Source organism: Nocardiopsis sp. iso_237 (assembly GCF_056173345.1).
In genome coordinates this window covers 5,290,546-5,301,664 of the sequence record NZ_CM149669.1, presented here as the reverse complement: position 1 = coordinate 5,301,664, position 11,119 = coordinate 5,290,546, and the positions used below count along the sequence as shown (strand labels likewise).

The window sequence follows — 11,119 nt, the reverse complement described above, 5'->3', positions numbered from 1 at the left end:
GAAACCTCCCGACCGGCCCGGCCCTCACGTGTCCGTCTCAGGTGTGAGCGTCCCGTGGGCGCTCCTCGGGGACGGGGCCGCCACTCGTCGAGGGAGAGACGACCGCATGTGTGGGCTGCGCCGTCACGCGGACCGCCGCCCGCGCGGCGGGGCTGCGCGGGCGGCGGTCCGACGTACTCCGGTGCTGCGAGGGCGGGGCCGGTCGGAGACGGTCCCGGAGTCCGAGGGGGTCGGCCTAGACACCCTCGAAGAGGGAACGCACCTGCTCCCTGGTCCTCGGCCGCAGCGGCTCGGACCAGGCGCGCCAGGTCTGCTCGGTCAGCTCATCGGCGGTGGTGTCCAGGCCCAGCTCCTCGAACTCGGTGGGGAAGCCCCACCGGCGAAGGAGGTCGGCCAGCGCGTCCGCGACCTCGACCGGGGTCACCGACCCACCTGTCAGGCCCAGCGCCCGACCGCCCAGCTCCGCGAGCCGGTCCGCGTGACCGGCCAGCTTGTCGCCGTCCACCACCATCCGCGCCCACCGGGTCAGCAGGACACCGAGGGCCGGTCCCTTGCGAAGCCCCTGGGCGGTGAGCGTGTTGGTCGGGTACCAGACCCAGAACGAGTGCAGGTGGCGGCCGATCTGGTGCAGCGTGAAGGTGCTGACGCTGGCGGCCAGCGCGACGGTGCCGCGCGCCTCCAGGTCGTCGCCGTCCGCGAGCGCCCGTTCGGCGGCCGGGATCACCGCCCTGATCTGGCCGATCGCGACCTCGTCGGGCAGGGCCGTGGTGGGCGGGTCCGACACCATGGGGACCAGGAGCCGCGCGACCGTCTCCAGGGCGCCCTCGGCGGTCAGGGCGGGCGGCAGCGACGTGTGCAGCATCGGGTCGATCACCGCGACCCTGGGGAACAGGGACCAGTGGACCAGGAAACGGCGGTCGGCACCGTCGGCCAGGCTCGCCTTGGCGTTCACCTCGCTGCCCGTCGCGGCCGTGGTCGGCACCGCCACCACGGGCAGGCCGCCCCGGGTGACGGGCTCGGGCATGACGAACCCGCCGCCTGGCTTCCAGCCGGTGAGCAGTCCGGGCAGCGCCACGGCCGCGGCCGCCGCCTTGGCCAGGTCCATCACCGTTCCGCCGCCGATCGCGCAGACGGAGCGGACACCCTCCGCGCGCAGACGGTCGGCCAGCTCCGCGGCCTCCTGCCGGGTGGGAGTGGAGGGGGCGCGGCGGACGGTCACCTCGGGGGCGAGCCGTTCCAGCAGGGAGGCGACACCGGGCACGGAGGTCGCGGCGAACTCGTCGACCACGACCGCCACGGGGCGGCCGGTCCGCTCGATCTCCAGCGGCACGTCACGCAGACGGCCCGCGCCGAAGTCGACCCTGGTGGGCACCCACCAGTGGGGGTTGATGGTGGAACCCGTGTCGGTCATCGTGACCTCACCGCCTTCAACGCGCCGGTCAGCCGGGCCGCGATCTCGTCCACTTCGGCGTCCGTGACGACCAGTGGGGGGAACAGGAGCAGGCAACGGCGGCTCAGGTGCACCAGGAGCCCGTTGCGCTGACACAGGTGGCTGATCATCGCCATGTCCATGGGGGAGAGCGGCGCGCGGCTCTCCCCGTCCCGGACCAGTTCGACGGCCAGGGCCAGGCCCTCACCGCGCACCTCACCGACGATGTCGAGTTCGAGGAGCGTGTCCAGGTGCTGCCGCAGCCGGGCCCCGGCCTTGGCGGAGCGCTCCACCAGGTTCTCGTCCTCCATGACGTCCAGGGTGGCGAGGGCGGCGGCGCAGGCGGCGGGGTTCCCGGACTGGGTCTCCCCGTGCGTGAGGTAGGTCCCCGAGGCCTCGTAGGCCTCGAACACCTCGGCGGGGAAGAGCGTGGCGGCCAGCGGGAGGTACCCGCTGTTGATGCCCTTGGACATGGTCACCACGTCGGGCCGGACACCGGTGTGCTCGGTCGCGAACATCCTGCCGGTGCGTCCGAACCCGGTGGCCACCTCGTCGACGATCAGGTGGGCGCCCATGCGCTCGGTGGCGGCGGCGACCTCCTCCAGGAAGCCCTCCGGCGGCATGAGCACGCCGCCCGAGCAGAGGACGGGTTCGACGATGACCGCGGCCACCTGGTCGCCCTCGGTGCGCTCCAGCTCGGCCAGGGCCGCACGGCAGGTCCGCTCGTCGGGGCCCAGCCCGCGCTCGGCGGCGAAGGGGTCTGGGTAGGGGAGCAGCCGGTTCCACCGGCGGTCCACCCCGTACTCGTCCTGGTCGAGGTCCTCCCCGGTCAGGGCCATGGCGCCGATCCCGGTCCCGTGCCAGGAGTGGGCGTCGAAGGAGATCACCAGACGGCGCTCGGGTTGCCCGATCAGGCTCCGGTACCGGCGCAGCACCTTCACGGCCGCCTCGTTTGCGGAGGAACCGGAGGAGGAGAAGTAGACGCGGTCGAAGCGTCCGGGCGCGATCTCCAGCAGCCGGGCGGCGAGGTCGCGGGCGACGTCGTGTCCGTAGCGGAACAGCGTCCCGTAGGAGAACCGGCGCAGCTGATCGGTGACGGCGTCGACGATCCTGGGATGGTTCCAGCCGCAGGTCACGTTCCACAGGCCGGACGTGGCGGACAGGTAGCTGTTCCCGGCCTCGTCCCGGACCCGGACGCCGTCGCCCTCCACGAGGGTCGTCCCGCCCCGCTCGAACATGGACATCGAGGTCATCGGCAGCCACAGGGGCGAGGCTCCCGAAGTTCCCGGTGGAGCGGGGGGTCGCCCGTCAGAGTTCATCTCGCTCTTTCTTGGCAGGCTTCAGTCGACGCTGTCCCCAGCATGCGGGAAGTCGCTTACACCTCGATTACTGTCCGGTTGCGCCGAACAGGTCTTTCGACCTACTTTCAACACGTGCTGAAGGTAACCGCCGGCAATGATTTGCCACCTAAAGTAGTGATAAAGCTGGCCCGTTCCGGACGCACGGAGATGGGTAGAGCACTTCCCGAACAGGAGGCGACGTGATTGAGTTCGGGATTCTGGGACCGCTGGTCATTTATCGGGACGGCGTTCCGGTTGTGCTCAGGGCCCCCATGTTGCGCCGTCTGTTGGCCGTACTGCTGAGCCAGGGAGGGCACCGGCTCTCGCTGGACGAACTGGCGGAGGCCCTCTGGGAGGGAACGCCACCGGACGGGGCCCGCAGCACCTTGCAGGTCTACGTCCACCGGCTGCGGAAGGTGCTGGACGACAGCGGCCGTCTGGTGCGGGACGGCCCGGGATATCGCATGGAGTTGTGTAGCGCGGAGGTCGACGCGAAGAGGTTCGAGTCGACGGTCGTCCTCGCACGGAGGGCGCGCGGCCGGAGCGAGCTCCAGCAGGCCTCCGAAATGTACTGCCACGCCATGGGGCTGTGGCGGGGAAGACCGTATTCGGATATTCCCAACAGCGGAGTGGTGGCGAACGAGATTCGGCGGCTGGAGGAACTCAGGCTGTTGACCAACCAGGAAAGGATCGAGATCGACCTCGACCGGGGGCACCACGCCCGTCTGGTGCCCGAACTCACCGAGCTCGCCGCTCTGCACCCGTACCGGGAGAGACTGCTCGCCCTGTTGATGCTCGCGCTCTACAGGTCGGGCCGCCAGGCCGAGGCGCTGGGAATCTATCGGGGAACCCGGCTCCGCCTCGCCCACGAGCTCGGTGTGGAGCCCACCATGCCGCTGCGGCGACTCCACGAGGCGATCCTGCGGGCCGACGGCCAGCTCCTGCGGATCACCGCCGACGACCTGGACACGCAGTGGGAACCGAGCGCCGCGTAGGAGGGTTCCTTCGGAGGGTCGTCCCGGATCACCTCCGTCAGCAGACCTGACCAGCCACACGGCCGCCACGGGGGCACGGGTCCGACTCCGCGACGGACCCCGTGTCCCCGGGCGCGGTCTGCCGCCCGAGTCGGGTACTTCCCCTTGGCGCTGTTCACGATGCCCTGAGGGGTGCCGGAGCTCCTGCCTGGGTAGGGTTCGACCATGGCCAGAACGTACAGTGACGCCCTGTTGGCCGACGGTCCGCTCCTCTTCGTCTCCGGTCAGGTCCCGGTGGCCCCCGACGGTGACGTCGCGGGCGACGCGGGCGGACAGACCCGGCAGATCTTCCGCAACATGGAGGCCGTCCTGGCCCGGCACGGGGCCGACCTGACCCACGTGGTGAAGCTGACCTACTACCTCCGGCACATCACCGACCTCGACGAGTTCCGCTCCGCCCTCCTGGACTCCCTGCCCGGAGACCACCGGCCCGCGGCCACCCTGGTCGAGGTGAGCGGCCTGGTGGACCCGCGCTTCCACGTGGAGATCGACGCCGTCGCCTGTCTGCCGAGGGAGCGCGCTTGAGCACCCCCGGCCTCCTGGAGCGCTTCGCCGCGCACCTGTCCGGCGAACTGGGCCGATCCCCGCACACCGTGCGCGGCTACCTGGCCGACCTCACCTCCCTTCTGGAGCACCTCGACGAGAGCGGCCACACCCCGGCCGACCTCGACGTCCCCCTCGTCCGGGGCTGGCTCTCCCGAGCCCGAGCCGCCGGGGCCAGCCGGGCCACCATCGCCCGCCGGGTGGCGGCGGTCCGCGCCCTCACCCGCTACCTGCACCGCGAGGGAATCCTGGCCACCGACCCCGGCCCCCGCCTGGCCACTCCTCGTCAACAGCGCTCCCTCCCCACCGTCCTGGACGAGGAACAAGCCGCCTCCGCCCTGGAGGGCCCCACACCCACCACCCCGGTGGAGCTGCGCCGCCACGCGGTGGTGGAGCTGCTCTACGCCACCGGCATTCGGGTGGCCGAACTCTGCGCCCTGGACCTGACCGACCTCGACCGCTCCCGGAACACCGTCCGGGTCCTGGGCAAGGGCGACAAGGAACGCACGGTCCCGGTGGGCGCCCCGGCCCTGGACGCCGTGGACGCCTGGACCACCCGGGGCCGCCCCGAGTTCGCGTCCCCGACCCCCACCGGAGCCCTCTTCCTGGGTGCACGGGGCGGCCGCCTGGGTGTCCGGCAGGCACGCGAGGACGTCCACGCCCACCTGCGTGCCGCCGGGGTGGACTCCGCCCCGCACGGCCTGCGCCACACCGCCGCCACCCACCTCCTCAACGGCGGGGCCGACCTGCGCAGCGTCCAGGAGTTCCTCGGCCACTCCAGCCCGCGCAGCACGCAGATCTACACCCACGTCTCCGTGGAGCGCCTGCGGACCGCCTACCAACAGGCCCACCCCCGCGCCTGAGTGCGCGCTGCACCGGCGGGCCATGGTGGCGCGTCTCCGTCTGTGCCTGCCCGAGGACGCGCCTCCGCCTGTGCCCCCGTCCTTGGGACGCCTGCCCGAGGACGCGCCTCCGCCTGTGCCCCGCCCTTCGGCCGCCTGCCCGGGGACCCGTCTGCGCCTGTGCCCCCGTCCTTGGGACGCCTGCCCGAGGACGCGCCTCCGCCTGTGCCCCGCCCTTCGGCCGCCCGCCCGAGGACCCGTCTGTGCCTGTGCCCCCCGCCCTTCGGTCGCCCGCCCGAGGACGCGCCTCCGCCTGTGCTCCCTGCCCTTGGGATGCCTGACCGGGGACCCGTCTGTGCCTGTACCCCTGCCCTTCGGTCGCCTGCCCGGGGCCGTCTGTGCCTGTGCCCCGTCCTTGGGACGCCTGCCCGGGGACCCGTCTCCGCCCGCCGGGGCCTCCCGGACCCCGGGCCGTGTCAGGTGACGGACCGGTACGCGTCCCCGACGGTCGGTCCGCGACGGCTGGGGCCGACGGGTCCCCGGCCGCCTGACCGGGAGCGAGGTCCGGCCACCCGCTCCGCCCCACTCGACCCCTGCCGTCCGGTGCAGGGGCAGGAGGCGGACCTCGCCCCGCCCCAGGAGGCTGAGGGGGTCAAGGTAGTCGGAGGCGCGGAGGAGTCCCCAGTGGAGGCAGGGGCGGTCCGGGCAGTGCACGGGCTCGGCGGACAGGGTGCCCAACGGCTCGTCCTCCACCGGGTCGCCCCGGGCGACGGAGGCGTCCACCGGGAGGTAGGTGGTGCGCAGGTCCCCGTGGGAGACGCTCACCACTCCCACCCCCGCGATCCGACCGGCGTAGTGCACCAGGCCCGGTCCCGCCGGATGGATCGGCTGCCCCGGCTCGGCGGCCAGGTCCACGCCCCGGTGGCCGGACAGCCAGGGCTGCGCGGGCGGGTCGAAGCCACGCAGGACCTCGGCGGGGGGATCCACCGGCCAGCGCCAGGAGGGCGTGGTCCGGTGGGAGAGCACGGGCAGGAGCAGGAGGGAGAGCGAGAGCAGGAGGTGCCAGAGGCAGCGAGGGCTCATACTTCCAGCGTGCGCTCGGCGGCCCGGTTCCGCCACCGCCGATCCGGATCTGTGGACAACTCCCCGGAGGTCCGGGAACCCCTTGTGGAAGGGCCCCGGTGCCCGAGTGATCTGCCTGGGCACGGAGCTGTTCCGGGGTGTGTCCCGCGGAGGATAGAATCATCTGTGGTCCGCTGGACCAACCAACAATACGCACGCCCACACGCCTCCTCCGGGAGGGGCCGCACCCACGGTCCACACCGCTTCGGCGGGGTGGCGGTACGGCCGGGGCGTCAGGATCAACCGACGGCGGAGCACCCCTCCGCCACCGCAAGGAGGACCAGGTCATGGCCACAGTCGTGACGATTCGCCAGCTCCTGGAGAGCGGCGTCCACTTCGGGCACCAGACCCGTCGCTGGAACCCCAAGATGAAGCGCTTCATCTTCACCGAGCGCAACGGCATCTACATCATCGACCTCCAGAAGTCGCTGGCGTACATCGACCGCGCCTACGAGTTCGTCAAGCAGACGGTCGCCCACGGTGGCACCATCCTGTTCGTCGGCACGAAGAAGCAGGCGCAGGAGGCCATCGACGAGCAGGCCCGCCGCGTCGGCATGCCCTTCGTCAACCAGCGCTGGCTGGGCGGCATGCTCACCAACTTCTCCACCGTGCACAAGCGGCTCCAGCGTCTCAAGGAGCTGGAGGAGATCGACTTCGACGACGTCGCCGGCTCCGCGCTCACCAAGAAGGAGCTGCTGAACCTTCGCCGTGAGAAGGACAAGCTCGAGCGCACCCTCGGTGGTATCCGCGACATGTCCCGCGTGCCCAGCGCCGTGTGGATCGTGGACACCAAGAAGGAGCACATCGCGATCAGCGAGGCTCGCAAGCTGAACATCCCGGTCGTCGCGATCCTCGACACCAACTGCGACCCGGACGAGGTCGACTACCCGATCCCGGGTAACGACGACGCCATCCGCAGCGTCAGCCTCCTCACCCGCGTCGTCGCCGACGCCGTCGCCGACGGTCTGCTGGTCCGCTCCGGTGCCTCCGGCGCGACCGAGGAGAAGGCCGCCGAGGAGCCCCTGGCCGAGTGGGAGCGCGAGCTCCTCGAGGGCAAGAGCGAGACGGCCGCCGCCGAGGCCGCCGCCGAGCAGGCCCCGGCCGAGACCCCGACCGTCGCCCCGGCCGACGAGGTCGCCGCCGAGGCTCCGGCCGAGGTCACCTCCGAGGACTCCCCGGTGGACGCCCCCGAGCAGGCCCCCGCTGAGGACAAGACCGCCGAGTAGTCAGCGGTCCCTTCCGGGGACACCGTCTCCCGTGCGCCGCCTCGCCCCTCGTGGGCGGGGCGGCCCGTGCGGTGCTCACCCGGTCACTTCCAGATCCGACTTCACTCCAAGGGAATCCGAGAACAGGCATGGCGAACTTCACCGCCGCGGACGTCAAGAAGCTGCGCGACGCGACCGGCGCCGGCATGATGGACTGCAAGAAGGCCCTGACCGAGGCTGACGGCGACTACGACAAGGCCGTCGAAGCCCTGCGTATCAAGGGCGCCAAGTCCGTCGACAAGCGCGCCGACCGCACCGCCGCCCAGGGCATGGTCGTCCTCAAGCAGGAGAGCGAGGGTAAGGCCACCCTCATCGAGCTCAACTGCGAGACCGACTTCGTCGCCAAGAACGCCGGTTTCATCGAGCTGGCCAACCAGGTCGCCGACTTCGTCGCCGCCCAGGACGGCGACGACATCGCCGCCATCGCCGCCGCCGAGATCGAGCCGGGCAAGAGCCTCCAGGCGTACATCGAGGGCAAGAGCGCGATCATCGGGGAGAAGCTCGAGTTCCGCCGCATCGCGAAGTTCGACGGCGCCTACGTCGCGAGCTACCTGCACAAGTCCGACCCGGACCTGCCCCCGAGCATGGGCGTCCTGGTCGAGCTGGACAAGAAGGACGAAGAGGTCGGCAAGGACCTCGCCCAGCAGATCGCCGCGCTGGCCCCGCAGTACGTCAGCAAGGACGAGGTTCCCGCCGACGTCGTCGCCAACGAGCGCCGCATCGCCGAGGAGACCACCCGCGAGGAGGGCAAGCCCGAGCAGGCGATCCCCAAGATCGTGGAGGGCCGCCTCAACGGTTACTTCAAGGACGTGACGCTGCTCGGCCAGCCGTTCGTCAAGGAGAACAAGAAGACGGTCCAGAAGGTCGTCGACGAGGCCGGAGTCACCGTCAAGCGCTTCGTTCGCTTCAAGGTCGGCCAGGCCTAGGGATTTGTTCGGTGGATCGTTCCGAGAAGGCGTCCACCGCACACACCCTGGGGTTTTGACATGATGGAGGTGCCGGGGAGACTTCTCTCCCCGGCACCTTCTGGTGGATATGGGCGGATTTGGGGCGGCGTTCGCCCCGGCCGCCCGCAGCAGGAGCACTCGGGGGACCCTGTGCCACTCGGGGAGAACAAGGGAGGCCACAGGCCGTGTCGGAGAACGAAGCGATGACCACCGAACCCGCCATGCACGATTCCGGCTGGAAACGTGTGATGCTCAAGCTCTCGGGGGAGGCCTTCGCGGGAGGCGGCGGTCTCGGCATCGAGCCCGAGGTCGTCCAGTACGTGGCGGAGTCCATCGCGGAGGCGGTCTCCGAGGGCATCCAGGTCGCCGTCGTCGTCGGCGGCGGCAACATGTTCCGCGGCGCGCAGCTCACCGAGGGCGGGATCGAGCGCGGCCGCGCCGACTACATGGGGATGCTCGGCACCGTCATCAACTGCCTCGCCCTCCAGGACTTCCTGGAGCGCCTGGGAGTGGACACCCGCGTACAGACCGCGATCCACATGAGCCAGGTCGCCGAGGCCTACATTCCGCGCCGCGCCATCCGCCACCTGGAGAAGGGCCGCGTGGTCATCTTCGGTGCCGGCCTCGGCGCGCCGTTCTTCTCCACCGACACCACCGCCGCCCAGCGCGCGCTGGAGATCGGCGCCCAGGCGGTCCTCAAGGGCACCCAGGTCGACGGGGTCTACGACTCCGACCCGCAGCGCAACCCGGACGCGGTCAAGTTCGACAAGCTCAACTACAACGAGGTCCTCACCCGCGGCCTCAAGGTCATGGACGCCACGGCCGTCAGCCTGTGCATGGACAACGGGCTGCCCATCGTCGTCTTCGACCTCATGAGCCAGGGCAACATCCTGCGCGCCGTCCGCGGTGAGAAGATCGGCACCATCGTCGGCCCCGTCTCCGCCTAGCGGACGGTCCGGCCGCGACCACAAGCCACGAACACCCAGCCGAGAACCCGGGAGCGTCCACAATGACCGAAGAAACCCTCCTTGAGGCCGAGGAGAAGATGGAGAAGGCCGTGGTCGTCGCGAAGGAGGACTTCGCCACGATCCGGACCGGCCGTCCCACCCCGGCCACCTTCAACAAGATCACCGTCGACTACTACGGTGCCCGCACGCCGATCAACCAGCTGGCGTCGTTCTCGGTGCCGGAGCCGCGGATGGTCGTCATCTCCCCGTTCGACGTGAACGCGCGGACCGAGATCATCAACGCGATCCGCAACAGCGACCTCGGCGTCAACCCCTCGGACGACGGCCAGGTCATCCGCGTGGTGTTCCCGGACCTGTCCGAGGAGCGCCGCAAGGAGTACGTGAAGGTCGCGCGCACCAAGGCCGAGGACAGCAAGGTCTCGATCCGCAACGTGCGCCGTCGCGCCAAGGACAGCTTCGAGAAGGCCGTCAAGGCCGGTGACCTCGGTGAGGACGAGGCGCACCGCGCCCAGGCCGAGCTGGACGAGCTCTCCCAGAAGTACGTCGCCGCCATCGACGAGCTGTTGAAGCACAAGGAATCTGATCTTCTCGAGGTTTAGCCGGTGAGCACACCTTCCAAGGGTTCCGGAGGCGATGACCACTCACCGGAGCACAGACCCGACGACATTCCCCCGTCCGGGGCGGGCGACCCCACCTCGGACACGGCCGCCGGGCAGCGCTTCGTGCTGCACAAGCCGGGGGGTGAACCGGTCAAGACCGGTCGCAACCTCCCGGTGGCCATCGCCAGCGGGTGCGCCCTGGGCGCGCTCGTGTTCTTCTCGGTCTTCCCGTGGCCGCAGCTGTTCACGATCATCACCTCGCTCGGGGTGCTGATCGGTCTGCGCGAGCTCAACCGCGCCTTCGGTGGCAAGGGCATGACCCTGGCCGTGGTCCCGTTGGCCGTGGGCGGGGTGGCCATGCAGGCCGGAGCCTACTTCGGCGGCGCGGACTGGCTGGCGGGCATCGCCGCCCTCACGGCGATCTCCTGCCTGGTCTGGCGGCTGAGGGGCGGGGCCGAGGGGTTCGTCGCCGACGCGTCGGCGAACCTGTTCGTCCTGGTGTACCTGCCGTTCATGCTGGCCACGTGGATGCTGCTCATCGCGCATCCCGAGGACGGCCAGTACCGGCTCGTGGTGTTCATCCTCGTGACGATCTCCAGCGACATCGGCGGGTACTTCGCCGGGATCCTGCTGGGGCGGCACAAGATGGCGCCCGTCATCAGCCCGAACAAGACCTGGGAGGGTTTCGGCGGCTCCGTGGTGGGCTGCGCGGTGGCGGGCGCGCTGTGCGTGACCCTGCTGCTGGGCGGCCCCTGGTGGGTCGGCGTGGTCCTGGGCCTGGCCGTGGTGCTGGCGGCCACGGTCGGTGACCTCATCGAGTCGCTCTTCAAGCGCGACCTCGGTGTCAAGGACATGGGCCGGTTCATGCCGGGCCACGGCGGTCTCATGGACCGCATCGACTCGCTGCTCATCGCGGGTCCGGTGGTCTGGATCGTGCTGAGCCTGCTTCTGCCGTAGCGACGGGTCGGGCCCCCGACCTCGTGGCACCCAGCGATGGACTGGGCGCGACGAGACCGGGGGCCTTCGTCGT

10 protein-coding genes and 1 pseudogene are annotated in these 11,119 nt (G+C 70.7%); 8 read left to right on the top strand and 3 right to left on the bottom strand.

Features of this window, described 5'->3' with window-relative positions; all coding sequences use genetic code 11:
• Window positions 1-235: 235 nt before the first annotated feature.
• Complete coding sequence (locus AC0VYM_RS23880; RefSeq protein WP_475455770.1) at window positions 236-1,411, bottom strand: iron-containing alcohol dehydrogenase; 1,176 nt, start codon at window positions 1,409-1,411, stop codon at window positions 236-238.
• Window positions 1,408-2,673, bottom strand: coding sequence for an aminotransferase family protein (locus AC0VYM_RS23875; protein ID WP_475455768.1), 1,266 nt, complete (start codon window positions 2,671-2,673; stop codon window positions 1,408-1,410). The genes AC0VYM_RS23880 and AC0VYM_RS23875 overlap by 4 nt, the downstream gene beginning before the upstream one ends.
• Window positions 2,674-2,969: 296 nt before the next feature.
• On the opposite strand from AC0VYM_RS23875, the gene AC0VYM_RS23870 reads away from it, so the two are divergent.
• The 3 genes from AC0VYM_RS23870 (at window position 2,970) to AC0VYM_RS23860 (ending at window position 5,209) form a co-directional block, all read left to right on the top strand.
• Window positions 2,970-3,764: an AfsR/SARP family transcriptional regulator gene (locus AC0VYM_RS23870; protein ID WP_475455766.1), complete on the top strand. Its 795-nt coding sequence runs from the start codon at window positions 2,970-2,972 to the stop codon at window positions 3,762-3,764.
• Window positions 3,765-3,968: 204 nt separating this feature from the next.
• Window positions 3,969-4,328, top strand: a complete 360-nt coding sequence (locus AC0VYM_RS23865; protein ID WP_378740808.1) for a RidA family protein — start codon at window positions 3,969-3,971, stop codon at window positions 4,326-4,328.
• Window positions 4,325-5,209, top strand: a complete 885-nt coding sequence (locus AC0VYM_RS23860; protein ID WP_475455764.1) for a tyrosine recombinase XerC — start codon at window positions 4,325-4,327, stop codon at window positions 5,207-5,209. Before AC0VYM_RS23865 ends, AC0VYM_RS23860 begins: the two co-directional genes overlap by 4 nt.
• A gap of 639 nt (window positions 5,210-5,848) precedes the next feature.
• Here AC0VYM_RS23860 and AC0VYM_RS23855 read toward each other — a convergent pair.
• A pseudogene (locus AC0VYM_RS23855) lies at window positions 5,849-6,271 on the bottom strand (peptidoglycan DD-metalloendopeptidase family protein); the annotation flags it as partial.
• A 326-nt stretch (window positions 6,272-6,597) separates the two neighbouring features.
• Here AC0VYM_RS23855 and rpsB point away from each other — a divergent pair.
• The 5 genes from rpsB to AC0VYM_RS23830 all read left to right on the top strand — a co-directional run bounded on the left by rpsB (window position 6,598) and on the right by AC0VYM_RS23830 (window position 11,046).
• Window positions 6,598-7,536 carry a 30S ribosomal protein S2 gene (gene rpsB / locus AC0VYM_RS23850; RefSeq protein WP_378740803.1) on the top strand — a complete coding sequence of 313 codons (939 nt, stop codon included), beginning with the start codon at window positions 6,598-6,600 and terminating at the stop codon, window positions 7,534-7,536.
• Between the two features lie 128 nt (window positions 7,537-7,664).
• The gene (gene tsf / locus AC0VYM_RS23845; protein ID WP_475455761.1) at window positions 7,665-8,501 is read left to right on the top strand and encodes a translation elongation factor Ts; all 837 of its coding nucleotides are present in this window, start codon (window positions 7,665-7,667) and stop codon (window positions 8,499-8,501) included.
• Window positions 8,502-8,725: 224 nt separating this feature from the next.
• Window positions 8,726-9,469: a UMP kinase gene (pyrH, locus tag AC0VYM_RS23840; RefSeq protein ID WP_040694415.1), complete on the top strand. Its 744-nt coding sequence runs from the start codon at window positions 8,726-8,728 to the stop codon at window positions 9,467-9,469.
• Window positions 9,470-9,531: 62 nt separating this feature from the next.
• Window positions 9,532-10,089 (top strand): ribosome recycling factor, encoded by a 558-nt coding sequence (frr, locus tag AC0VYM_RS23835; RefSeq protein ID WP_475455759.1) that lies wholly within the window; start codon window positions 9,532-9,534, stop codon window positions 10,087-10,089.
• 3 nt (window positions 10,090-10,092) lie between these two features.
• Window positions 10,093-11,046 (top strand): phosphatidate cytidylyltransferase, encoded by a 954-nt coding sequence (locus AC0VYM_RS23830; RefSeq protein ID WP_475455757.1) that lies wholly within the window; start codon window positions 10,093-10,095, stop codon window positions 11,044-11,046.
• Window positions 11,047-11,119: the final 73 nt, after the last annotated feature.

What these genes read in the sequence shown, in the direction of transcription:
- AC0VYM_RS23880 (WP_475455770.1), bottom strand. Translation starts at nt 1,411, where the DNA reads ATGACCGACACGGGTTCCACCATCAACCCCCACTGGTGGGTGCCCACC.
- AC0VYM_RS23875 (WP_475455768.1), bottom strand. Translation starts at nt 2,673, where the DNA reads ATGTCCATGTTCGAGCGGGGCGGGACGACCCTCGTGGAGGGCGACGGC.
- AC0VYM_RS23865 (WP_378740808.1), top strand. Translation starts at nt 3,969, where the DNA reads ATGGCCAGAACGTACAGTGACGCCCTGTTGGCCGACGGTCCGCTCCTC.
- rpsB (WP_378740803.1), top strand. Translation starts at nt 6,598, where the DNA reads ATGGCCACAGTCGTGACGATTCGCCAGCTCCTGGAGAGCGGCGTCCAC.
- tsf (WP_475455761.1), top strand. Translation starts at nt 7,665, where the DNA reads ATGGCGAACTTCACCGCCGCGGACGTCAAGAAGCTGCGCGACGCGACC.
- pyrH (WP_040694415.1), top strand. Translation starts at nt 8,726, where the DNA reads ATGACCACCGAACCCGCCATGCACGATTCCGGCTGGAAACGTGTGATG.
- frr (WP_475455759.1), top strand. Translation starts at nt 9,532, where the DNA reads ATGACCGAAGAAACCCTCCTTGAGGCCGAGGAGAAGATGGAGAAGGCC.